Here is a 22,764-nt window from a genome sequence, read left to right as displayed (position 1 = left end):
GAGGGCATGCTTTTGGGCGACATGCGTTAGGCGGCTTGCCGCGAAGGCTGTTGTGTCGCCCTCTCCAGCATCGAGAAGAAGGTCGCGAATTGACCCGCCGGATCGAGTTCCGGGCGCTCGGAGAATGCACGCGCCGCCGCTGAAAGCCGCCCATATTCCTGGCTGTCGGTCCACAGACGCCTGACCACGGCCACCCAGTCGGCGAGTGGGGCATCGTAATCCAGCACCACGCCACCGGAGCCGATCGCTTCGGGCAGGCCGCCACGACGCGAGCCGACGACTGGAATGCCGCTGCAATGGGCTTCCGACGCCACCCGACCCCAGGCCTCTTCCCATTTGCTGGGAGCCAGCAGGATTTTCGTGCGGCCGTAGACCGTCTTCATGTCGTTGGTCCGGCTCTCCAGGGTGACGTTGCCGACCGGCGCGATCGTCTGCTCGATCCGGGCCCGATGATCATCGTCAAGCTTCCAGCTTTCGACGAACAGGAACGGGATTTCAGAGCAGGCGGCGGCGATGCGCACCGCAAGCTCGAAACCTTTTTCCTCATAGGGGTTGATCAGCGTGACAAACTCGCCTGTCGTCGGCGTGCGGTAGAGCGCGGGATTGATGGTCGGCGGTATAACCGTCGAATCGATATCGAATTTTGCCTTGTAGGTGCGCGCCGTGAACTCGGAATTGGCTATGTAGAGCGCAGAATGCAGCTCGCGCAGATCGCCGCCCAATTCGTGGAACTCGACATTCCTGAGATAGACGACCAGCGGCACGCCTTCGGCCTGCAGCGCCTTGCCGATCGGAACCGACTTGTGGCACTGGACCACGGCGACATCCGGCCTCAGCTTTTCGACGGCGAAACCCGCCGCCTCCCAGGGAAACCAGGCGCGCACGACCGGATAGCCCGGAAAGCTGTCGATGACAGCGCGCTGCCTCAAAAGCTTCATCTTGGCGCGCGCCTTGTAGCCGAAGACGCCCTGGCCGAATAGGGCGGCGAGCACCGAAGCCTCATGCCCGTGCTCGCGCAACTGTTCGGCAAGGTGATGGGTGCTGGACTGGACACCGCCGCTGAACTGGGGCGTGTAACCGTTACCGCCTGCAAAAAGCACTTTCATGGTTTCGGCTCCTTGTCGCATTCTCAAGTTTACGGGCAATGACGCACGCTTATTTACGGATGCTGGCTTGCGACCCGCTTCAAGCATCCTGCTGCGTCTCCAAATTGGCGAACGGATTGGTACAAGGCTGCCATCCGGTGAACCGGACCGGGTCGGCTGGCGAACTGCGCCGGGCGTAGTCGGTCAGCATATGGAACTCGGCAATGACCCAGCGGTCGAAATGCCTCAGGTCCTCTTTTTTCTGTTCGGGCAGAAACCGGCGTGCGGCGCCCAATTTCAGCGCCTCAAGCACAGTGACAGCATCGCCCAGCTTTGTGTTTGGAAATATCCAGGGGTTCCGCTTCTGGAATTCCAGGACGAACTGCTGCAAATGTTCGATGCGCATGTTCAGCCTGCCGAAATATCTTTCGAGCGTGACGCGCACCAGGTCTTCGTCCGAAAGCGAGGAAACGGTGGCGTAGGCGATGCCGGTCGAAGCAACTCCGCCAGCCATGATGGCCAGTGCCGCGCGTCGCGAAACCTTGGTCATCCGGCCATTTCCTTTCCTGCTATCCGGCTCGCCGCCCGCAGGGAGAGGGCTGCCGCCGTCAGGCTCGGGTTGGCGCAGGAACAGCTTGGATATGTGCTTGAGCCGACGACAACCAGGTTCCTGAGCTGATGGTGGATCATGTCCCGATCGACCACCGAATCCGCCGGGCTCGAGCCCATCCGTAACGTGCCCTGGACATGCGACTCGGTGCGCCGGATGCCGCGATCGAAGATCTCTTCGACCGGCAGCGGCGCCAGAAGCGCCGCTAATTTCTCCTTTGCCCGCGCCATGCCCTTGACCGCATAGTCGGATGCTCCCGCGAAACTGACGAAGGCGTTTTCATCCTCGTCGAGAATCACGAGATTTTCCGGGTCGAGCAGGTCTTCGGTAACAATGATGATGGGAAGCGTCTGACGGACACGTCCCTTTTCAGGGCGCATCCCGTGCTGCCAGCGGTTTTCGAAATAGACCAGCGCCGCCGCATGGTCCGATCTGTGAGCGCCGTCATAAAGGCCGAAATTCAAGCCGGTGGTGATGGTGCTTCCGTCGAAATTATCGACACCGTCGAGATAGGCTTCGAAATTCCATCCGTAGGATTCGTGCAGGCCGCGCCCGACGAATTCGCCCGACAGGCCGGACCGCAACATGATCGCCGGGCTCTGGATGGCATTGGCGCCCAGTATGAAAAGATCGCCGCTGACCGAATATTCCTTGCCCTCATGCACGAATGCGACCGAACGGACCGAACCGCCGATATGGTCGAGCCGGCGCACTTCAGCGCCAAGGCAGACGGAAACGTCGGGATGCTCGAAGACGTGCATCAGGCCATTGTTGGCGGTGAATTTGGCATCGACCGGGCATAATCCGCACCGCAAGTTGGCGCAGCAAGAAGACCGTTGCGCGGTCGGCACGCGCGCGCGGGCTGTCGGCATGACAAAATGCTGGTCCGGCTGCGCCGCTTTCATCATCCGGTCCGGCGTCGACATGTGATGCGGTGGCTGGGGAAATGGCCTGGAACGCGGCATCATCGCCGCCATGTCGCGGTCGCCTGAAATCGACATGACGTCCTCTGCATCGCAGTAAAACGGCTCGAGCTCGTCATAGCTGATCGGCCAGTCGTTACCGACGCCGTAGAGGCTTTTTAGCCTGAAGTCGTTCGGGTGAAAGCGCGGCGTCTGGGCGAACCAGCAATTCGTTCCGCCACCCAATCCGATGGTGTAATTCCACGGCTTGTCAGAGTTGGTCTTGTAGGTGGTCTTGTCCTCGATGTCGGTGTTGACGTTCTGCTCGAGCTGCCATTCATGCGTGTTGTGCCCGCCCCATTCCAGAACCAGAATGCGTGCCTTTCGCTGCTTGGCGAACGCATGCAGGAAGAAGGCCGAACCGAAACCGGAACCGACTGCGACAAGATCGAAATGCTCGTTGGCGATCTGTTCCGGCCTGATGCCCAGCACCATCAGAGAAGACCCCTTGTTGACACGAGCGCGTTCATCGAAGCCTTCGCGATCGTCCTTGATGTCCTGGCCACCGGCCTGTCCCGCCTGATCTCACGCCGCCATCCTGCCGATCGAGTGATATTCGATGCCGTAGCGAGCGATGACCTTGGGGTCGTAGAGGTTTCGACCGTCGAAGATGATCGGCGTGGACAGCGCATCCTTGATCGCGTCGAACGACGGTGCCTTAAAATTCTTCCACTCGGTGGCGATCATGAGCGCATCGGCGCCACGCAGCGCTGCCTCCTTGGTCCCGCACAAGAGCAGATCCTCGCGCAGTCCGTAGACGGCCTGGCATTCCTGCATCGCCTCGGGATCGTAAGCCTGCACTTTGGCGCCGGCCTTCCAGAGCGCTTCCATCAAGACCCGAGCCGGCGCCTCACGCATGTCGTCGGTATTGGGCTTGAACGCCAGGCCCCACAGCGCAAAAGTCTTGCCCTTCAGATTGCCGTTGAAATAGCGGTTCACCTTATCGAACAGGACCGATTTCTGTTCGTTGTTGCGTTCCTCGACGGCGCGCAGCAGCTTGGCATCGAATTTGACGCCTTCGGCGGTCTTGATCAGGGCGCGCACGTCCTTGGGGAAGCACGAGCCGCCATAACCGAGGCCCGGATAGATGAAGTGGTAGCCAATGCGCGGATCGCTGCCGATGCCCTTGCGGACCTCCTCGATGTCGGCGCCGAGTTCCTCGGCCAGATTGGCCATTTCGTTCATGAAGCTGATCTTGGTCGCCAGCATGCAATTGGCCGCGTATTTGGTGAACTCGGCGCTGCGCACATCCATCACGATCATCTTCTCGTGGTTGCGGTTGAATGGAGCGTAAAGCTCACGCATCACCGCCTCGGTGTCCTCGCTGCCGGTGCCAACGATAATGCGGTCGGGCTTCATGCAGTCGGCCACCGCGGAGCCTTCCTTGAGGAATTCCGGATTGGAGGCGACGTCGAAAGTAAGATCCTCGCGGCCCCGCGCCTTCAGCGTCACGGCGATCCTGGCCTTAATCTTTTCGCAGGTGCCGACCGGCACGGTCGACTTGCCGACGACGATCTTGGGCGCATCCATCTCCCGGCCGATCGCCTCGGCAACGGCCAGCACATATTTGAGGTCGGCCGAACCATCCTCGCCCGGAGGCGTGCCTACAGCGATCATCTGGATCTGGCCATGCTTGACGGCGGCCGCGGCGTCGGTGGTGAACTTGATGCGGCCGGCCGCATGGTTCTCCTTGACGAGGTTTTCGAGCCCGGGCTCGAAAATCGGAATGAGGCCCTGATTGAGCCGCTCCACCTTTTTCACGTCGATGTCGACGCATAATACCTGATGGCCGACTTCGGCAAGCACCGCCGCTTGCACCAGACCGACATAGCCGATTCCAAAGACCGTCAAATTCATTTGATTTCATTCCTGTTCAAGACTTCGGAGCGCTTTCGGCCCGGCCGGTTCAGATTGGTCTTTATTTAATGCTGCATGCCAGCGATTCCGGAAACTGGCATGGCTGGCCGAGCGCCGTGAATGCGATGCGATCCACTTGCAAGGTAAGCTTGCGACCCGGATCCGAAAACGGCCCCAGCCATTCCTTCATCGTGTCGCTGCCCCAGAGGCTAAAAAATATCTTTTGCGCATGGCTGGGCAGCTTTGCCGGATCGGTGATCGTGTTCACCAGCTCGCCATTGACGTACCAGCGCAGCCGGTCCTTCTCCCAGACGAAGGCGTAATCGTTAAAAGCCTTGTCGGTGCCGCCAGCTACATCCACCACTTTCTCGTTATTGCCCTTGCCGGCGATGTAGGCGTTGACCTGCACTTTGGAGGTGTCCTTGGTCAGCACCTCGAAGTCGATTTCATCCCACGGCTGCTTATCGGTGGGGCCGATGTAGGTGAAGAAGGAGGCGTTGATGCCAGAGCCCGAATCGGTTTTCATCCGCGCCTCATAGGTGCCATAGCCGAAGCGCTGCTTGGATTGGACCTCGCCGCAGGCAAAGTCGCGATCCTTCATTTTCTGCTTTTCGAAACCGAGCGTCAGCATGCCATTGGAAAGCTTGACCTGCTTTTTGGACCAGATGCAGTTCTGATACTTGCCGTTCGCCCAGCCGTCGGCAATGTACCAACGCGCCCGGTCGAAGCTGGTGAAATCATCGACGAACGATGGCGCAGTCGGGATGTCCTGCGAACGGGAAGGGGTCGGGCCCGCAACCAGGCTGCCGAGTGCGACCAGCAGAAACGCTCCGCCCGAACATAGCTGCCTCAGTTTCCCTTGCCTCATCATGTGCGTGAACGGCCGGTCGCCGGTTGCTCGGGTGGACGTGCTTTTCGAATCCGCGTTCATACCAAACTCACCTTGTGCTGTGCGCCCCCCCAACCCAAATCGATGTTCAAAACCATGACGAAACGAGCTGATCTTGACCTTCTGCCGGTAGCTTCCCCGGTTGCCTGCTTCTTGCCCAGTGGCGCCACCCAGGCTCTTTGAAATTTCACCCCGCGTCGGCGGCCGGGTTGGCGAAATCGGCCTTGTTGGCCGAGCCAGGTTGGGCGCTTTCGTCGAAGATAGCATCCAGCGAATGCCGGAGACCCTTCATCAATTCGTTCTGGCGGGCGAGCGCCGCGATGCGCCGCTCGTAATTCAGGATCGACTTCGTCAGTTCGCTGACCTCGGAGGATCTACTGGAGGAGGCCGCGCCATTTTCGATCGCCTCGACCAGGAAGGCGGCGTTGGTGGCCTTTGTCCGGTAGCGATTCTCAAGCCCGTTTTTCTCCGCCTCGATCTCGGCTGCGATCTGGTCAAGCAGCTTTGCCAGGCGGTCAAGGCGCGAGATATCGGTCTGCCTGTCTCGAGCCGGATCCCTTGATCTGAAGCCAAATATGGAGGCCATGCGCTCAGTTTCCTGTCATAGCTGGCCTAAGCTGTCCCTTGTGCCCGGCCGGGCCAAAAAAAGTTCTTGTCGCATCGTCCAGCTCCTCTCACAGGCGGACATTTTCGGCCGATTCAAACAGCCAATCAAAATTGCTGCACCGCAACATACATGCCATTCCCAAAGCGAGTAGGCAACCACCTAGTGCGGCGAATCGGAAATTCGCATCGTTTTAAGGCAGGGTAAGGACCTGTTGACATGATCGGTGTGGCGCGCCGGCGGACCAGCTCAAGCCTCGCCGACCGGGCTGGTTGCGGCCATGAGAAAGCGCCGCGACGGCACAGGCTGTTTCGAGCCAAAGCCGGCGCGGCGAAACAGCGCATCCAGCTTGTCGGCGGCCACGCCGCGAACGATGGGGATGAGATTGGATTGGCTGGCCAGGGCGTAGGCCGCAGCCGCTGTCAGCCCTCTCTCGTTCTTCACGTCGAGGAAGTTTCGCAACCGATATTTGTCGCGCACCTGCCGTTCGTGCTTTCTGAGCACGGCCTTGGAGCCTTCCGGCAAACTGTCGATCGCCAGCAGCGCCAGATCCGCGTCGGCCAGACGCTTGAGATCCTGCGTCCTGTGCTGGCCGCTCAGCGAATCCGCGCGAACGATCGCTCCGTAGCCGCAGGACCTGATGACCTTGAAGCGCGCCCCGCAAGCAACTGCGCGCGCGTAGAGTTCATAGTCTTCGCCCAGCCGCAGGTTTTCGTCATAGCGCAGCCCATGCCGGTCCAGAAAAGCGCGGCTGATCACCGGCTTGAGGAAACCCAACTCACCTCTCTGCACACGACGACTGGAGATGTTGCCTTCGATGAAGCGCTCGAAATCGAGAAATTCCGGATCGGCCGCAAACCGCGGAGCGGTGATTTTCGAAACGTCGGTCGCCGCATCGTCCCTGATCATCATGATGTTGTCGGCAGCGAAATCCCAATCGGCGCTGGCGAACAACTCGCGAAATCTGCCCTCGAGAAAAAAATCGTCGGCGTCCAGAATGCTGATGAACGGCGATTTGGAGCTGGCGATCGCGGCGTTGCGGGCCAAGGAAGGACCGCCGTTGACGTCGAGCCGGATGACGGAAAGCCTGCCGCTGCCATCGTCGGCCGCCCGAACGACTTTCGCGGTATCGTCAGTGGAGGCGTCATCGACGACGACGACTTCGGCCACCTCCGGCTCGCGCAAGGCCGATGCGATGGCAACCGCAATTGTCCGCGCCGCGTTGCGAGCAGCAATGATCACGCAGACTTCCGGTTCTGTCATCAATTCGCCTCTCGACTGCACAGGTAGCTCCGAATTTTCTCCCCCAATGCAGCTCTCGTTCTCACTGACTGCGCGGCTGTACGAAACATCAGCCGGCGCTTATGCTGCGAGTGCGAAGCATCGTGAAAATCACACGCTCCGTCCAGTCTTTCCTTTCGGGGTCGTCATGGCGCAAATCGACGGGCGGTGAAATGCCAGCGGATAGGCGGGCCGCTTCGCACACCGTCCCTGCGCATTCTGGATGGGGTCAGCGCACTCGAATCGCTGATCACCAGGTCGATCGACAGGGTTTAGGCAGTGGTGGCCGAGTCAGAGGATCCGAGGCTGAAGGGGAAATCACAAGTCGGTTGCCCAGGATGCTGTCGGGCGAGCAGTGCGCCAGGGACCCCGACGCTACCTGCCGTCAGGTCAGTGGAGGCTTCTCCTGGCACTGAACTTCTCGCCATCGGCCGCTTCGGTCGAACTCAGCCTTCGTTCGACGTCGCGAATCTTGTCAGCCGACGTCGGGGTATTTCTGGCAACCATGGCGAAAACGAGCAGAAAGTAGCCCAATTGAATGACAATGGCGCAGGCTATAGCGCGAAGTAGCGTTGCGCCTAGCGAAGCGCCGTCGAGATAAGACCAGGCGACCACGATCGCCAGCGCGAAAATCATGCCGATAATGAATTTTGGTAGCGACATACCCGACAGCCCGTCAACCTGCTCGGGCAAAAATCGATGATTGACCATCCCGAGCCTCCCTTCGCCATGCGAGCTGGTTGAGGCCACCCGCTTTTTTTTGGCCGGTTGCTTCCAGCCTTCCCACGCTGTCCATACTCTGACAGAAACAATTTGCAACTCTATTAAGGTGTGCAATAGCGGGCAAGGCCAGCCGCAGATTATTTTGCATAAGTTCGGGGGATCGACTCTGCCATGTTGCGACGCACACCCCGGTATCACGACCAATCACCCGGTCTGGACTCACTTCAGTAAGAACAACAATATTAACCAGTATTTTATTATAACAGCGCGCTATATTTTACAAAGCTACAGCGCGATATTTCTCAAGCACGCGGCACAAAGAGCGATGCGCCCAAAATCAGCCTCAAAAAGGCACTAAATTTTTTAAGGTTGCCCATAATTTGTCATGAACGCGCCATAAAAGGCCAAAATTTGCGCAGGATCGGTTTATTATTTAACCAATGCATGACGCGATTATTTCAGGCGCTCAACGAATTGTGTGTTGCGATGCAGCATTTTTTTGATATCGTGCGGCAAACCATCCGTTCAACGTATGGAGTTTACGCATGAGGGACGTAGCCAAGCCGGCCGACGCGAATTTTCCGCAGGCCGGTATCGACTTTCCACCAATCGGCGGCCTGCTTAAACGCAGCTTCGATATCGCCGGTTCACTGATTGGCCTGGTTGCTCTCAGTCCGCTGTTTGTGATGGTCGCGCTGCTTGTCAAGTTTTCCGACGGCGGCCCGATTTTCTACGGTCACAGCCGGATCGGGCGGGGAGGACGGATTTTCCCGTGCCTCAAGTTTCGGACTATGGTACAGAAAGGCGAACAGGTGCTGGCGGCATACCTTGCCGCCAACCCGGAGGCCAAGGCCGAATGGATAGCCACCCGCAAGCTCAAGAACGATCCACGCGTCACGCGTGTCGGGGCCGTGCTGAGGAAGCTCAGCCTCGATGAACTGCCGCAGATCATCAATATCCTTCAGGGTGACATGAGCCTTGTCGGTCCTCGCCCGGTGGTGCGCGACGAGCTCGAAATCTATGGCAGTTCGGCCGTCTATTACCTGAAATCGCGCCCTGGCCTGACCGGGCTCTGGCAGGTCAGCGGCCGCAATGACGTTTCCTATGACAGCCGCGTCGCATTCGATCGCCACTATGTCGAGAACTGGTCGCTGTTCGAGGACATTCGCATTATCATCAAGACCGTGCCTGCCGTCTGGATGTCGCGGGGCTGCTATTGACGGGCCGGGAGCCGGTTGTGTGCGGAGGAGTGACTGTCCAGACGCCAAGCATTCTGCAGCAAGCTTCATCGGGCCGGGCTAGAGCGAATCGGAAAACGTACAGTTGAAAACAAACATCTTCGACATCTCCTGGGCCGGCACGGTTAGCAATCGCATGCGACGGATGCGGCTTAAGACCACTTGCCTCGCGCTGGCGCTCGCCGTTCCCCAACTCGCCGCGGCCGACGAGTACCGGCTTGGATCCCAGGACAAGCTGACCATCCGCGTGGCCGAATGGCAGACCGTTGAAGGCACGTTCCGCGACTGGACGGCCGTCAACGGAGAATACACGGTCGGCCCGTCTGGAACATTGTCCGTGCCGTTCGCCGGCGAAATGCCGGCATCCGGCAAGACCACATCCGAGATCGCGGCAGCGATCAGCCAGGCGCTCCAGCGCAAGCTCGCTCTGGCCGACCGGCCGGAAGCCTCCGTCGAAATGGCGCAGTACAGGCCGTTCTACATTTCCGGGGAGGTCCAGACGCCGGGCCAGTATCCCTACGTGCCCGGCCTGACCGTCCTGAGGGCGATGAGCATCGCCGGCGGCGTCCGGCGGGCCCCCGAAGGACAGCGGTACGCCCGCGACATAATCAACGCCAAGGGCGAGTTTGACGTTCTCCAGGACCAACGGGTCCGACTGATCGTTCGGCGCGCGCGCATCGAAGCGCAGATTGCCGACAAGCCGACATTCGACGTGCCGAAGGAGGTGGCCGAGGATCCGAAGCTGGCAAGCATCGTTGCCGACGAGATGGCGATCCTGACGGCCGATCAAAAGAATCTCAAACTGCGCCTTCAGGCGCTCGACGATTTGAAGAAGCTATTGCAGAGCGAGATCGATTCGCTGCAGAAAAAGATCGTCAACCAGCAGCGGCAGGTCGACCTGGCAAAGGAACAGCTCAGCGGCATCGGTTCGCTTGCGCAAAAGGGCCTTGTCGTCAACACTCGGGTTCTGACTTCGCAGCAAACGATCGCCGACCTGGAAGGAAAAATCTTGGATTACGAAACGGCTATCCTCACCGCCAGGCAGTCGATCAGCAAGGCCGACCAGGACGCCATCGACCTGGAGAACACCCAGAATGCGGATCTCGCCACCGGCCGGCAACAGGCAGAAGCCGATCTCAGCGAAACAATGCTCAAGATGAACATGCACACCGGCCTGATGGCCGAAGCCATGTCGGGGAGCCCGGCGCTACAACGCTATCGCGACGGCGAAGAGCCAACGATGTCGTTTGGCCTGGTTCGGGTTGTCGACGGCAAGACCAGCGAAATCGCTGCCAGCGAAGATACGCCCGTGCTGCCTGGGGACGTGATCAAGGTGAAGCTGGTGCCAATGGCAAGCCAGTAGGCATTGGAGCGATCGGCCGATCCGACCGCGCCGTACAGATTCGATCTGCAAGGAGTTCGACCCGGACGAGTTCGACCTTGAACTCGTCGACACTGTGCTCGCCGCCCCGACAAGCTGGCCTACCGCCAACTCGGGACGTGAGTAATTGCAGCGCAAGGAGATGTTGTGCTTTAGTTGCAACTTAAATCCGAGGAGGACTTCGTCATGCACAGTGAAAGGGACGAAATCGTCAGTCGAGAAAGAGAATTTCACAATCTCAGATTCAGTCAGGAGGAGGATCCAAGAGGAAGCCTGGACAAGTGGTATCGAACAATTCGTCACGGCGCTGAACGTCAAGACGAGCAGATAAAACGGCTTTCGAAAAACGCAGACGTGCTCGAGTACGGTTGCTCCGATGGGGGGTGGTCTCTGCATTCCCTGCACCTGCCCGATCTTTGCCGATCTCTGACGGGGATCGATATTTCGGATGTAGCAGTAAACAAGGCGAACGAACGGGCGAGCACGCTTGGAAGCACGAACGCTACATTCCTGGCGATGAATGCGGAAGCCATGTCGTTCGAGGACAACAAGTTCGACCTGGTGTATGGACGCGGGATCATCCATCACCTGGACCTGGACCGGTGTTTTTCCGATGTGGTCCGTGTCCTGAAGCCGAACGGCGTGGCGTCCTTCTACGAGCCGATGGGACACAATCCGCTCCTGAATGCCTACAGAAATCGGACACCCCTCATCCGCACCGCTGATGAACATCCCTTGCTAATTTCGGACTTCGCTTTGGCCCGCCGCTATTTCAGCAATGTCCAGGTGGACTATTTCGGCCTGTGCTCCGTAGGAAGCGCGCTGATGCCGCGAACCATCTCGGAGACCGTCTACAAAGTTGGCAAAGCTGTCGATTCAGTACTTTTGACGCTTCCCTTTGTGAAGCGGTTCGCATGGTATGCGCTCCTGACCCTCAGGGCCTGATCAATAGGCAGCAAACCCAACTCGGGCGAGGCTCGCCTGCTGCCTGTGAGATGAAATGATGCTTGGCCTTGGTGCTGTCAGGCGGCGTTTTTGTGCGCGGCACCAAAAATCAAGGTAATATTTTAGCCCTTTGCTTAGCGCCCCGCGGTTTCTGGTTCCGCGAGGTCGGCCGCGGTCCATCTGGGACGGGCGACATGCACCCTGACCAGCCTGAAGTAGCTGTAATACAGGAGGAAGGAGCCCATGATGTAGGGGTTGAAGGTGTCGATCTCAACGAAGGACCGGATGAGCAGAAGCACCATCACGCCGCCAAGAATCACCGACTCGGCTTGCCATGTCCTGAATATCAGGGCCGATATATGGCCCCATAGCGTGCGCACGATGATCAGCGAAATCATCGTCGCCCCGACATAACCTAGCTCGACGAGGGCTTCGATATAGGTGTTGTGGAAGTGGAAGCCGCTTCGGGTGGTGATGTAGAATTCGTTCCAAAGCCGCTCGGCCTCGGCGAACCCCTGCACCCAATAGGCCGCGTAGCCGACGCCGAGGACTGGCGCCTGCTGCGCCGCTTCCCAGCCCTGCTCCCAGAGATAGGTCCGTCCGGTGAGGGTGGAATCCTTTCCGAAGGCGCCAAGGACGAAATCCAGAAGTCCTGCAAAGGCAACCGCGGTGACCACGACCAGCCCGCATGCGCCGACCACGAAAATCACCCGTCGGTAGCGGAGTGGAAGCTTCTTGGCCATGGCAAGCAGAGCCACCAGAGCGAGAACTGCCGGTATCGAAGCCGTCGAGGTGGCGGAATGCGCCATGATCAGAAGATAGGCCGATAGGACGAAGATGGGCGCCGTCAGGATAAAGCTTATCCGGCCGCGCCTGAGAAAGACCAGGAAGACAATGCAAAAATAGATGCCAAGGGAGGCGACAAAGCCGAGCTGGTTCTTGGAGCTGAATGCGCCGACGAAATTGTACGTCCCGTCGAGCATATCATAGGAATATCCCCCGACCTTGAGCGAATAGAGCAGGACGACAAAAATCCCGATCAGTGAGCCTATCGTCAACGTCCGGACGCTGACGGTGCGCGCAGCGATGTAGGCGCAGGCGATATGGGAGCAATACTGGATTGACGTCCTCAACGTGATGCCGGGGGCATCCGACCAGAACACCGAGAGGCAGACATAGAATGCAAACGCCAACGGCAGCCACGCGCTGGAGGCATGCCGCAACAGCCGCCGGTAGTCTACCAGAACCAGGGGAAGCCAGACCGCATAATAGGCCAGGATCAGGATCGGGCCGAAAACCGAGGAGTAGGAGAACGCCCAAATGGAGATGGCAACAGCAAATGCGCCGTAGACCGTGCTCTTCTCCGGGTCGACCAACAGAGATTTTGGAATCTTCATCTCGGTAGCGAATTCCCGTCCATGCAGTTCAATGCCGATTCGCCGCCGCGCCATGCGCGAACGCTTCTATTGTGCACTGCAATATAACCCATCCCCCGCAGCGTGTCACCCAAATCAGGCAAAAACAGTCCTAAGGCGCCCCGGGACGGCGGCAAAAGGCCACGACAGGCGGTGCGTGCGGCAAGAAGCCGAACATTCCGGCGCAGGGCTGAGCATCGCCTTCGGCGCCGTCAAAAACCATCGCCGCCGCATTTAACGCGAGGCTCGGCATCACCACCGCGCGGAACTGTTTTTGCAGTTCTTTTCAGCACCGGACCGAAAAATGGCAGTCGGCATTCGTTGCATCCGTTGCAATGAATGAGGCCCTCCGCGTACGCTATCTCGGGGGCAACCAGACGATGGCCACACCAACAACTGGCAGGCCCTGGTCGTCCCCGGTCTGCTGGGTTGGAGCAAACGGATGGACAAACCTCGAATCTTCCTGGGCTCCTCGGGGAAGCAGAAAAAACTGCTGCAGGCGCTGACACGCGGTCTTGAAGAGATCGCGCATGTGGAACCCTGGACGACGTCCTTCAATCCGGGGACAACCACCCTGGGGCGCCTCCTCGAGCTTACGCGTGAGGTCGACTTCGCCGCTTTCGTCTTCGCCCAGGACGACTGGACGAGTGTAAGCCTGCCAGCATCATCTGCTTCTGTATCCGCTCAAGCTTCTCCGCGAGACAATGTCGTCTTCGAAGCCGGCCTTTTTGGCGGAGTCCTTGGAATGCGCCGAACGTTTATCCTTCATGCCAACGGTTCCAAGCTTCCAAGCGATCTCCTGGGCCTGACATCCGTGAGGTATGGCGAAGCGGCGACCGCCGCGGAGATGAGAGCGGTCAACCAAAAGCTGCGAAAAGCTATTGAAAATGAAGGCCGCGTCGCCCGAATAGAGGGCCTTTGGTGGCAGTTTTCCCTGTCGGAGCGGACCGTAAAGGAACCTTCCGCCGTGAGCCTCCTGCGTATCTCGCGAGACCGCGATGGTGCGCTGGAGTTGGCCGGCCGCTCATGGCAAGAGAATGGCAGCCTGTCAGCCAGATACTGGAGCGAGGCGGTAAAGGAGAGAAAGGAGCCTGCCGGCATCTTCTACTTTTGGAATGGAGAACGGCCCTTGGATGCGGACGCGTCGCAGTTGTACGGGACGGGAGAGATCCGGCTGGAGTCCGCCGATCGCGCGTCCGGGTACTTTACCACACGCGCCGACACACAGCCAAAACTGAACGCGCGCACCTCAGGCGTCTACTTGCGCGCCGAACCGGAGGACTTGAGCATCCTGGACGGGCGCGACAACCAGCGACGGGTGGAGTTGATCGCGGAGCGGCTGAGCCATTGGAAGTCGATCAAGAACGTTTGAACTGTGCGCGTGGAAGTCGCCTTGCAGCGACGGCAGCATCGAATGGACAGGTCGTATAGCCAAGAGCGGCTCTCAACCGCCTGCTTCTGGCCCGCCATGAACCTGTTCGAGGCTCCAGTCCCCGGCTTGAACTTCTCCGCTGTTGACTTCACATTCGCCGCCGGCGGTGTCGCCAGCGCCCGTCGGGGCGGGCAAATGAGGGAGACCATATGCCAATGCGTTTTGCGGGACGGTTTGCCGGACGATCGGCCGTGGTCACCGGTGGCGCCTCAGGCATCGGCCTGGCCGTCGCGCAACGAATCGTTGAAGAGGGCGGGCGCGTTTGCGTCTGGGATCGCAACTCCACCCAGATCGAGCAGGCCAAGGCTGTCATCGCCGACTTGCACGGCGTGACCGTCGACGTCGCCGATCCTGTAGCGGTCGCACAGGCCGCCCGGCAGACGATCGAAGCCCTTGGCGCGGTCGATATCCTGGTCACCAGCGCGGCCATCACCGGACCGAACATGACGACCTGGGACTATTCGGTGGAGGATTGGCATCGGGTCATCGACATCAACATCAACGGCGTCTTCTACTGCAACAAGGCGCTGGTTCCGCACATGCTCGAGCGCAATTACGGCAGGATCGTCAACATCGCTTCGATCGCCGGCAAGGAGGGAAACCCGAATGCCTCTGCCTACAGCACCTCCAAGGCGGCGGTGATCGGCCTGACCAAGTCGCTGGGCAAGGAACTGGCGAAGACCAAGGTGACGGTGAACTGCGTCACGCCGGCAGCGGTGCGCACCGCGATCTTCCAGCAGATGAGCCAGCAGCACATCGATTTCATGCTGTCGAAAATACCAATGGCGCGGTTTGGCGAGGTCGAGGAGGTGGCGGCGCTGATCTCGTGGATCGCTTCCGAGGAATGTTCCTTTACGACGGCTGCCGTTTTCGACGTTTCCGGCGGCCGGGCGACCTATTGAAGCAACTGGAACGATTTGCAACCACGGACGCCAGACTGGAGTTCCCGTCGTTTGCTTAGGATCGAACCTCCACAGTCCGACGAAGAACTGCTCGACCGCTTCCAGCGCGCCGCCTTCGGCTATTTTCTGGAAACCGTGAATGCGGAAAACGGACTGGTTGCCGACACGTCGCGGCCAAATTGGCCGGCAAGCATCGCGGTCGTCGGCTTCGCCCTGTCCTGCTATCCGGTCGGGGTCGAGCGCGGCTGGATAGCACGAGACGCAGCCGTGAACCTGACGCTTGCCGCACTGCGTTTCTTCTGGAACAGCCGGCAAGGCGATGGCGACGACGTCACCGGCCACAAAGGCTTTTACTACCATTTCCTCGACATGCGGACCGGCCTGCGCGCCTGGCGATGCGAGTTGTCAGTGGTTGACACGGCGCTGCTGATGGCCGGCGTGCTCACGGCTGGCGCCTATTTCACAGGCGACACTGACGACGAAACCGAAATCCGCGAGCTGGCGGAAATGCTCTACCGACGCGTCGACTGGCGATGGATTCAAGGCAGCAGACCGATCTTGCGACAGGGCTGGAAGCCGAAGAGCGGTTTTCTGCGTTATGGCTGGGAAGGCTACAACGAAGCGACGATCCTTTACGTCCTGGCAATGGCCGCCCCCGACAAACCCGCCTCGGACGACAGCTATGCCGGCTGGACGGCGACATATCAGTGGGAAAACATCTACGGCTACGACGTGCTCTATGGCGGCCCGCTGTTCATGCACCAATTCTCGCATGCCTGGATCGACTTCGATGGCATCCGGGATGCGTTCATGCGGGACAAGAACTCGGACTATTTCGAAAACAGCCGCCGCGCGACCTACCTTCACCGGGCCTATGCGCGGCACAACCCCTCTGGCTATGACGGCTACGGCGAAGCACTTTGGGGACTTTCGGCGGGTGACGGACCCGGCAAATTCCGCGCGCGGATCGAGCGGCGGCCGCGCAAATTTTCCGGCTATGCGGCGCGTGGCGCACCGTTCGGCCCCGATGACGGAACGATTGCGCCGTGGTCGTATCTCGCATCGCTGCCCTTCGCACCGGAAATCTGCCTGCCTGCGCTGCGCCACCTCAGAGAACGCCACCCTGAGGTGGTCGACGGTTTCAGGATGCCGAGCGGCTTCAACCCGACGCTGGCGAACCGGCGGAAGTTCGGGCCGAGCGGCTGGATATCGGATGCGCACTATGGACTGGACCAAGGCATCGCCGTGCTGATGATTGAAAACCACCGCTCGCGGCTGATCTGGGAGCTGATGCGGTCGAGCCCGCATATCCGTCGCGGCCTGTGCAAGGCCGGGTTCTCCGGCGGCTGGCTGTCGCAGCCGGCGAGCCCTTCTCGCAAGGACCCTGCTGAATGACGGCTAAAACGCGCCGCGTTTGACCGGCCTCCTGCGACGCGCTTTAGGTTGCTGTTTCATGCATGTGCGCGACATGCATTAGCGCCCAGTGGTCGCTGTCGTTTCGGCCGCGAAAAAGTTCGCCTTCCCGGCAACTCGCGCCCGCCGGGAAGGCCGTTCGATTTCGTCTGGCTTGATTTACTTAGCCGGCGAACGTGTAGGCGGTCTTTACCGTAGTGTAGAATTCCGCTGCGTAGCGGCCTTGCTCGCGCGGGCCGTAGCTCGATCCCTTGCGTCCGCCGAAAGGCACGTGGAAGTCAACGCCCGCCGTCGGCAGATTGACCATCACCATGCCGGCCTCCGAGTTGCGCTTGAAATGCGTGGCGTGCTTGAGGCTCGAGGTGCAGATGCCCGACGTCAGCCCGAACGGCGTGTCGTTGGCCATCGCCAAGGCCTCGTCATAGTCCTTGACGCGGATGACGTTGGCGACCGGCCCAAAAATCTCCTCGCGTGAAATGCGCATGGCGTTGGTGGCTTGCGTGAACAGCGCCGGTTGCAGGTAGAAGCCGCGGGTTTCGCGATCGAGCCGCTCGCCGCCGAAGGCGAGATCGGCGCCTTCCTGGCGGCCGATGGCGATATAGTCTTCGTCCTGTTTCAACTGGCTCTGGTCGACGACGGGTCCGATCTGGGTTTTCGCATCGAGGGCGTCGCCGACGACCAGCTTGGCGAGGCGATCCTTCATCGCATCGACGAAGCGGTCATGGATGCCGTTCGTCACGACCAGGCGGGACGACGCCGTGCAGCGCTGGCCGGTCGAGAAATATGCGCCATTGATCGCGCAGTCGACGGCGACGGCAAGGTCTGCATCGTCGAGCACGACGAGCGGGTTCTTGCCGCCCATTTCGAGCTGGTACTTGCGCATGTGCTCGACGCTGGCGGCAGCCACGCGCTTGCCGGTGCCGACCGAGCCGGTGAAGGTGATGGCATTGAGGTCAGGGCTGTCGAGCATGGCCTGGCCGACTACCGAACCCTTGCCCATGACGAGATTGAGCACACCCTTAGGCAGGCCGGCGCGGTGCAATATGTCGACAATGGTCCAGGCGCTCTCCGGAACCAGCTCGGCCGGCTTGAAGACGATGGTGTTGCCGTAGGCCAGGGCAGGAGCGATCTTCCACGCCGGGATGGCGATCGGGAAATTCCACGGTGTGATGATGCCGACGACGCCGACCGCTTCGCGTGTGATCTCGACACCGACGCCGGGCCGCACGCTTGGAACCAGCTCGCCCGACAGGCGCAGCGTCTCACCAGCAAAGAAATCGAATATCTGGGCGGCCCGCACGGTTTCGCCAATTCCCTCGACCAGCGTCTTGCCCTCCTCGCGCGCCAACGCCCGGCCGATTTCATCTTTCCGCGCGGTGATCTCGTCCGACGCCTTCCTCAGCACCGCATGGCGTGCAAGCAAGCCCGATCGGGACCACGCAGGAAATGCCGCTTTCGCCGCCGCGATGGCCTGCCGCGCCTGCTCGGCGTCGCCCGACGCATATTCGCCGACCACGTCGTCGAGATTGGAAGGGTTGATGTTGCGGGAGCCGGCATCGCCCACCCACTCGCCATCGATGAGGTTCTTTCGAAACGGGATCATGTCGCTGTCTTCCTTGTCCTTCGATTGCCGTCTATCTGGACCACCAGCCGCCACACCGCAAGGCCGCCAGCGGCAAAGTTCTGCTCCTCGACAGGCATGTGCTAAGCAGATTTCGGAAAAGTGTTCGATGGTTTTCCGATAAAAACCTGCGACAAACACAAACCCGGCAGGCGAAGCCCGGCAAGCCTGCTTGGGTGTCGAGGTGGTAAACCATGATTCTAGTGCGGCGCGACGCGGATCGCGCCAGGAGGAGGCTGCCATGTCCGACAGCGCGTTGCCCCTGGTGATCAGCGCGCCCGAGCCACGCACGCTCGACCTGATTTTCACGCCCGAGGCACTGGCGAGATTCCGCGCCAGATACCGTATCGTCGAAACGTCGCCAGAAGGCGTCGCGGCCCTGCCACACGATGTGCTCGCGGAGGCGCGCTACATCGTCGGCCAGCCGCCGATCGCGCCGGAGACGCTGGAAAGGTTGACAGTGCTGCGTTGTGTCTTCAATGTCGAGAGCAACCTCATCAACAACATGCCGTATGAAACGCTGTTTTCGCGCGGCATCCATGTCGTCACCACCGGCATGGTGTTTGCCGAGCCGGTGGCCGAGCTCGGTCTTGCCATGGCGCTCAACCTCGCCCGCGACATCGTCGACGCCGATCTTGCGTTTCGTCAGGGCAAGGAGCTGTGGGGCGGCGAGGGTAACCGGGCGGCGCGGCTTCTCTCCGGCGCGGATGTCGGTATCATCGGCTTCGGCGATCTCGGCCGTGCGCTCAACCGGCTGCTGTCGGGCTTTCGCACGCGGACCAAGGTCTTCGATCCGTGGCTGCCGCCCTCGATCCTGATCGAGAACGGCGTCGAGCCGGCTTCCCTCGACACGGTTTTGTCGAGTAGCGATTTCGTCTTCGTCGTCGCTTCGGTGACCAGCGAAAACCAGGGTTTTCTCGGCACTGAAGCCTTTGCCAGGATGCGCAAAGGAGCCGCCTTCATCCTGCTCAGCCGCGCCGGCGTGGTCGATTTTCCGGCGCTGATGGATGCAGTTCGCAGCGGTCACATCGTCGCCGCCAGCGATGTGTTTCCGCAAGAGCCGCTGGCGCAGGATCATCCTGTCCGCACGCTGCCCGGCTTCCTGCGCTCCGCCCACCGGGCCGGCGCGCTCGACATCGCTTTCAAGCGCATGGGCGACATGGTGCTGGAAGACATGGACCTGATCGACCGCGGCCTGCCGCCAATGCGTTCGAAGCGGGCCGAACGCGAGACCGTTTCGCGCATGCGCTCGAAGCCGGTCGACAAGAACTGAGCCGTCAGGCCCAGCGGCTGCGAGTTTCTCAGATGGTGAACGACCAGAACAGGCAGGCGAGCATCGCTGCGGCGAAGACGACAAAGAACAGGCTTCTCAGCAGGATATTGCGGCGCAGTTCGTTCATGAAGAGATGGCAGCCGACGACGGCCACGACAAACAGGAACCGCCAATTCAGCAGTGCCGGCAGGACATTGCTTCGATCGAAAGCCCATCTGGCGGCGAGGCCGCCAATGATGGCCGCGAACAACACGATGACTGTCCAGAAGATCGCATCCGCGGCATGTGTCAGGACGATGCCGGCGACCCTGATCGGCAGGATCATCATCAGCAGCGCGCTGAAGAAGTACACGCCCGCGAGCGGGATAAACGTCCCGGCATCGGCGACGTCGTCCAGGCGTTCTGCGCCAATCGCACCAAAGGGATAGCCATGCCTGGCCACCGCCAGGCTGAGTGCCATCAGCAAAGCCGTCAATACGGCCACCAATGCGAATGAAGTGAGGGCTTTGCTCATAATGGTCCTGCTCGGAACGAATCGGATAAGGACGTTGGTAGCCCACGGTTTGTAAATTGCTGGTAAGCGTCGCGGCGCGCTTTGGACGCCCTCACTCCGCCGCGTGAAGGCGCCGCGCCTCGATGATGGTCCTGATCTCGGCGCGGCAGGAGCCGCAATTGGTGCCGGCATGCAAAGTGGCGCCGATCGCTTCGACGCTTACGCAGCCTCCGCGCACCGCTTCGGCGATCTGATTGGCGCCGACCCCGAAACAGGAGCAGACGATGGCGCCGCGATCGACGCTGTTGCCGCCCGGCCGCCCCGCCACGATCGCCAGTCGCCCGCGCCGATCGGCATGGTCCGCGCTCAACTGCTCGACCGCCCAGCCGCGCGACACCGCGACCGGCCTGGGCGCAAGATAGAGCGCGCCAGTCAGCCGGCTGCCGGCAAAGCGGGCGAAGCGATAGTGCCCGCCGGCGACATCATGATAGGCGAGCGTCTCGCCTGGCGCGTCCGCCCCGAAAAGCGAGGCCGCGAAACCCGGCCAGTCCCGGTCGGCTTCCAGCGCAAGCTCGAGACGCCAGCCGGCGGCGCAGCGGGCGAGGCTCCAATAGTCGGCGTCGATCGAGGCTGGCCGTTCGGCAAGCACCGCGAAGCCGAACGCGACGGCAGCGAAGCGTTCCACCCGGGCGGCAACATTCTTCGAGGCCGGCTGTCCTGAAATCGGATCGGTGATGGGCGCCACCAGCGCATCGACACGAGCCCGCGCGGAAAACTGGTCCGTCCAATGCATCGGCACGAAGACCGAGCCTGGCCGCTGCCGCGCCGTCACCAGCGCACGAAGCAGCACCTCGCCATGCTCGGTTGAGACGCGGACGATGTCGGCATCGCCAATGCCGAAGTGCTGCGCGTCCGCCGGGTGGATTTCGGCGAACGGCTCGGCCAGGTGCTGCGACAGCCGCTGGCTTTTTCCCGGCGCCGTCATTCTCGAACGCCGACAGCGCGGCGTGCTCGGCGAAGATATCGGCTGGCGACGGATGCGAAAACGCTTCGTCAAAACCCATCCGCTTGGCGACTTCGGCGACGATCCACCAGTCGGCCCTTGCCTCTCCGGGCGTGGCCAAAAAGGCGCGCTGGCGCGAGATGCGGCGCTCCGAATTGGTGACCGAGCCGTCCTTCTCGCCCCATGCGGCGGCGGGCAGCCGGACGTGGGCGTGGCGGACCGTGTCGGTCTTGGCCAACACGTCCGACACCACGACAAACGGGCAGGCCTTGATTGCCGCCTCGACGGCATCGGCGTCCGGCATCGAGTCGACCGGGTTGGTAGCCATGATCCACAGCGCCTTGATGCGCCCATCGGCTACCGCCTGAAACATCTCGACCGCCTTCAGACCGGGCTTTTCGGCGACGGCCGGCGCACTCCAGAACCGCTGCACGCGGTCGCGGTGCTCGGGGTTTTCGATCTCCATATGGGCGGCCAGCATGTTGGCCAGGCCGCCGACCTCCCGACCGCCCATGGCGTTGGGCTGGCCGGTCACCGAAAACGGTCCGGCGCCGGGCTTGCCGATGCGGCCGGTAGCGAGATGACAGTTGATGATGGCGTTGACCTTGTCGGTGCCCGAGGACGACTGGTTAACGCCCTGGCTGTAGACGGTCACGGTATTCGTCGTCGCGGCGAACAGGCTGTAGAAGCGGACAAGCTCGTCCTCGCCGAGGTCCGTGGCAGCGGCGATGCCGGCAAGGTCGAGCGCGGAAGCGGCAAAAAGGGCTTGCCCGAAGCCGGTTGTGTGCGCCGTGGTATAGGTGCGGTCCAGCGCGTTGTGCTGGCCGAGATAGGCGAGCAGCCCTGTGAACAGCGCGACGTCGCCATCGGGCGCGATCGCCAGATGCATGTCGGCAATGTCTGATGTCATCGTGCGGCGCGGGTCGACCAGTACCACCTTCATGTCGGGCCGTTTTTCCCGGGCAGCGGCAATGCGCTGGTAGAGCACCGGATGGCACCAGGCGAGATTGGAGCCGACCAGCACGATCAGATCGGCGAGTTCCAGATCCTCGTAGCTGCCCGGCACCGTGTCAGAGCCGAAGGCGCGGCGGTGGCCGGCAACCGACGAGGCCATGCACAGGCGCGAATTGGTGTCGATATTGGCCGAGCCGAAGAAGCCTTTCATCAGCTTGTTGGCGACATAATAATCCTCGGTCAGCAACTGACCGGAGACGTAGAAGGCGACCGCGTCGCGACCGTGCTCGGCGATGGTCCGCGAGAAGGTCGAGGCGACGAGGTCGAGCGCTTCGTCCCAGTCCGTGCGGCGACCGTGGATCTCCGGATAGAGCAGCCGTCCGTCTAGGTCGATCGTCTCGGCCAGCGCTGAGCCCTTGGAACAGAGCCGGCCGAAATTCGCCGGATGGTCAGGGTCGCCGCGAACGGTTACCTCTCCGTTAGCGGCGCCCATAGCCACCCCCCCCCACCCCCCCGCCAACCGCCCACACCCCCCCCCGCCCCCACCCCCCCCCCCCCCCCCCCCGCCCCCGCGGCCCCGGGGCGGCGCCGTTGGCCTCCCCCCCGGCCCCCCCCCCCCCCCCCCCCCCCCCCCCCCCCCCCCCCCCCCCCCCCCCCCCGCAAGGCCATCCGAAGAACATCAC

The 22,764-nt window shown here is 61.1% G+C and carries 18 protein-coding genes and 1 pseudogene; 7 read left to right on the top strand and 12 right to left on the bottom strand.

The window, feature by feature from the left end:
* Window positions 1-26 precede the first annotated feature (26 nt).
* The 8 genes from AC0L2Z_RS05750 to AC0L2Z_RS05715 form a co-directional block, all read right to left on the bottom strand.
* Window positions 27-1,106, bottom strand: coding sequence for a glycosyltransferase (locus tag AC0L2Z_RS05750; protein ID WP_473627032.1), 1,080 nt, complete (start codon window positions 1,104-1,106; stop codon window positions 27-29).
* Window positions 1,107-1,185: 79 nt separating this feature from the next.
* On the bottom strand, window positions 1,186-1,635 hold the full coding sequence (locus AC0L2Z_RS05745) for a hypothetical protein (RefSeq protein WP_091592804.1): 450 nt from the start codon (window positions 1,633-1,635) through the stop codon (window positions 1,186-1,188).
* Complete coding sequence (locus tag AC0L2Z_RS05740) at window positions 1,632-3,092, bottom strand: GMC oxidoreductase (protein WP_473627031.1); 1,461 nt, start codon at window positions 3,090-3,092, stop codon at window positions 1,632-1,634. Before AC0L2Z_RS05740 ends, AC0L2Z_RS05745 begins: the two co-directional genes overlap by 4 nt.
* A gap of 90 nt (window positions 3,093-3,182) precedes the next feature.
* Window positions 3,183-4,514 (bottom strand): UDP-glucose dehydrogenase family protein, encoded by a 1,332-nt coding sequence (locus AC0L2Z_RS05735; protein WP_128244485.1) that lies wholly within the window; start codon window positions 4,512-4,514, stop codon window positions 3,183-3,185.
* 61 nt (window positions 4,515-4,575) lie between these two features.
* A complete protein-coding gene (exoK, locus tag AC0L2Z_RS05730) occupies window positions 4,576-5,445 on the bottom strand; it encodes an endo-1,3-1,4-beta-glycanase ExoK (protein ID WP_473627030.1) in 870 nt (289 codons plus the stop codon).
* Between the two features lie 145 nt (window positions 5,446-5,590).
* A complete protein-coding gene (locus tag AC0L2Z_RS05725; protein WP_473627028.1) occupies window positions 5,591-5,989 on the bottom strand; it encodes a hypothetical protein in 399 nt (132 codons plus the stop codon).
* Between the two features lie 267 nt (window positions 5,990-6,256).
* The gene (locus AC0L2Z_RS05720; protein WP_128244486.1) at window positions 6,257-7,270 is read right to left on the bottom strand and encodes a glycosyltransferase family 2 protein; all 1,014 of its coding nucleotides are present in this window, start codon (window positions 7,268-7,270) and stop codon (window positions 6,257-6,259) included.
* A gap of 408 nt (window positions 7,271-7,678) precedes the next feature.
* Entirely contained in the window at window positions 7,679-7,999 is a 321-nt protein-coding gene (locus tag AC0L2Z_RS05715; protein WP_245277567.1) for an exopolysaccharide production repressor exox, read from the bottom strand.
* Window positions 8,000-8,556: 557 nt separating this feature from the next.
* Between AC0L2Z_RS05715 and AC0L2Z_RS05710 the strand changes: the two genes are divergently transcribed.
* From AC0L2Z_RS05710 to AC0L2Z_RS05700, 3 genes are all read left to right on the top strand, one after another.
* Window positions 8,557-9,231, top strand: a complete 675-nt coding sequence (locus AC0L2Z_RS05710) for a sugar transferase (RefSeq protein ID WP_473627027.1) — start codon at window positions 8,557-8,559, stop codon at window positions 9,229-9,231.
* A gap of 154 nt (window positions 9,232-9,385) precedes the next feature.
* Window positions 9,386-10,612 (top strand): polysaccharide biosynthesis/export family protein, encoded by a 1,227-nt coding sequence (locus AC0L2Z_RS05705; protein WP_473627069.1) that lies wholly within the window; start codon window positions 9,386-9,388, stop codon window positions 10,610-10,612.
* Window positions 10,613-10,816: 204 nt separating this feature from the next.
* Window positions 10,817-11,575: a class I SAM-dependent methyltransferase gene (locus AC0L2Z_RS05700; protein ID WP_077376849.1), complete on the top strand. Its 759-nt coding sequence runs from the start codon at window positions 10,817-10,819 to the stop codon at window positions 11,573-11,575.
* A gap of 134 nt (window positions 11,576-11,709) precedes the next feature.
* Here AC0L2Z_RS05700 and AC0L2Z_RS05695 read toward each other — a convergent pair whose 3' ends face one another.
* Entirely contained in the window at window positions 11,710-12,972 is a 1,263-nt protein-coding gene (locus AC0L2Z_RS05695; RefSeq protein WP_128168407.1) for an O-antigen ligase family protein, read from the bottom strand.
* Between the two features lie 460 nt (window positions 12,973-13,432).
* Between AC0L2Z_RS05695 and AC0L2Z_RS05690 the strand changes: the two genes are divergently transcribed.
* From AC0L2Z_RS05690 to AC0L2Z_RS05680, 3 genes are all read left to right on the top strand, one after another.
* Window positions 13,433-14,362: a TIR domain-containing protein gene (locus AC0L2Z_RS05690; RefSeq protein ID WP_473627026.1), complete on the top strand. Its 930-nt coding sequence runs from the start codon at window positions 13,433-13,435 to the stop codon at window positions 14,360-14,362.
* Between the two features lie 209 nt (window positions 14,363-14,571).
* Window positions 14,572-15,324 carry an SDR family NAD(P)-dependent oxidoreductase gene (locus AC0L2Z_RS05685; RefSeq protein ID WP_473627025.1) on the top strand — a complete coding sequence of 251 codons (753 nt, stop codon included), beginning with the start codon at window positions 14,572-14,574 and terminating at the stop codon, window positions 15,322-15,324.
* Between the two features lie 51 nt (window positions 15,325-15,375).
* Window positions 15,376-16,719: a glucoamylase family protein gene (locus AC0L2Z_RS05680; RefSeq protein WP_473627023.1), complete on the top strand. Its 1,344-nt coding sequence runs from the start codon at window positions 15,376-15,378 to the stop codon at window positions 16,717-16,719.
* Window positions 16,720-16,900: 181 nt separating this feature from the next.
* On the opposite strand, the gene AC0L2Z_RS05675 is transcribed toward AC0L2Z_RS05680, so the two are convergent.
* The gene (locus AC0L2Z_RS05675) at window positions 16,901-18,337 is read right to left on the bottom strand and encodes an aldehyde dehydrogenase family protein (RefSeq protein WP_473627068.1); all 1,437 of its coding nucleotides are present in this window, start codon (window positions 18,335-18,337) and stop codon (window positions 16,901-16,903) included.
* 262 nt (window positions 18,338-18,599) lie between these two features.
* Here AC0L2Z_RS05675 and AC0L2Z_RS05670 point away from each other — a divergent pair, with 262 nt between their 5' ends.
* On the top strand, window positions 18,600-19,631 hold the full coding sequence (locus tag AC0L2Z_RS05670; protein WP_473627022.1) for a hydroxyacid dehydrogenase: 1,032 nt from the start codon (window positions 18,600-18,602) through the stop codon (window positions 19,629-19,631).
* Window positions 19,632-19,659: 28 nt separating this feature from the next.
* Here AC0L2Z_RS05670 and AC0L2Z_RS05665 read toward each other — a convergent pair whose 3' ends face one another.
* Together AC0L2Z_RS05665 and AC0L2Z_RS05660 are read right to left on the bottom strand one after the other, a co-directional pair.
* Window positions 19,660-20,145 carry a hypothetical protein gene (locus AC0L2Z_RS05665; RefSeq protein WP_473627021.1) on the bottom strand — a complete coding sequence of 162 codons (486 nt, stop codon included), beginning with the start codon at window positions 20,143-20,145 and terminating at the stop codon, window positions 19,660-19,662.
* 91 nt (window positions 20,146-20,236) lie between these two features.
* A pseudogene (locus AC0L2Z_RS05660) lies at window positions 20,237-22,574 on the bottom strand (nitrate reductase).
* Window positions 22,575-22,764 lie beyond the last annotated feature (190 nt).

The sequence above is a fragment of the Mesorhizobium sp. WSM4850 genome, from assembly GCF_055811735.1.
The sequence above is the reverse complement of the archived record's forward strand: the minus strand, read 5'-3'. Positions and strand labels throughout refer to the sequence as shown.

Bases quoted from the DNA above. Each gene is read 5' to 3' on its own strand.
- AC0L2Z_RS05720 (WP_128244486.1), bottom strand. From the start codon at position 7,270: ATGACAGAACCGGAAGTCTGCGTGATCATTGCTGCTCGCAACGCGGCG.
- AC0L2Z_RS05695 (WP_128168407.1), bottom strand. From the start codon at position 12,972: ATGAAGATTCCAAAATCTCTGTTGGTCGACCCGGAGAAGAGCACGGTC.
- AC0L2Z_RS05665 (WP_473627021.1), bottom strand. From the start codon at position 20,145: ATGAGCAAAGCCCTCACTTCATTCGCATTGGTGGCCGTATTGACGGCT.
- AC0L2Z_RS05740 (WP_473627031.1), bottom strand. From the start codon at position 3,092: ATGGTGCTGGGCATCAGGCCGGAACAGATCGCCAACGAGCATTTCGAT.
- AC0L2Z_RS05705 (WP_473627069.1), top strand. From the start codon at position 9,386: ATGCGACGGATGCGGCTTAAGACCACTTGCCTCGCGCTGGCGCTCGCC.
- exoK (WP_473627030.1), bottom strand. From the start codon at position 5,445: ATGAACGCGGATTCGAAAAGCACGTCCACCCGAGCAACCGGCGACCGG.
- AC0L2Z_RS05670 (WP_473627022.1), top strand. From the start codon at position 18,600: ATGTCCGACAGCGCGTTGCCCCTGGTGATCAGCGCGCCCGAGCCACGC.
- AC0L2Z_RS05725 (WP_473627028.1), bottom strand. From the start codon at position 5,989: ATGGCCTCCATATTTGGCTTCAGATCAAGGGATCCGGCTCGAGACAGG.
- AC0L2Z_RS05710 (WP_473627027.1), top strand. From the start codon at position 8,557: ATGAGGGACGTAGCCAAGCCGGCCGACGCGAATTTTCCGCAGGCCGGT.
- AC0L2Z_RS05735 (WP_128244485.1), bottom strand. From the start codon at position 4,514: ATGAATTTGACGGTCTTTGGAATCGGCTATGTCGGTCTGGTGCAAGCG.
- AC0L2Z_RS05685 (WP_473627025.1), top strand. From the start codon at position 14,572: ATGCCAATGCGTTTTGCGGGACGGTTTGCCGGACGATCGGCCGTGGTC.
- AC0L2Z_RS05700 (WP_077376849.1), top strand. From the start codon at position 10,817: ATGCACAGTGAAAGGGACGAAATCGTCAGTCGAGAAAGAGAATTTCAC.
- AC0L2Z_RS05715 (WP_245277567.1), bottom strand. From the start codon at position 7,999: ATGGTCAATCATCGATTTTTGCCCGAGCAGGTTGACGGGCTGTCGGGT.
- AC0L2Z_RS05745 (WP_091592804.1), bottom strand. From the start codon at position 1,635: ATGACCAAGGTTTCGCGACGCGCGGCACTGGCCATCATGGCTGGCGGA.
- AC0L2Z_RS05690 (WP_473627026.1), top strand. From the start codon at position 13,433: ATGGACAAACCTCGAATCTTCCTGGGCTCCTCGGGGAAGCAGAAAAAA.
- AC0L2Z_RS05750 (WP_473627032.1), bottom strand. From the start codon at position 1,106: ATGAAAGTGCTTTTTGCAGGCGGTAACGGTTACACGCCCCAGTTCAGC.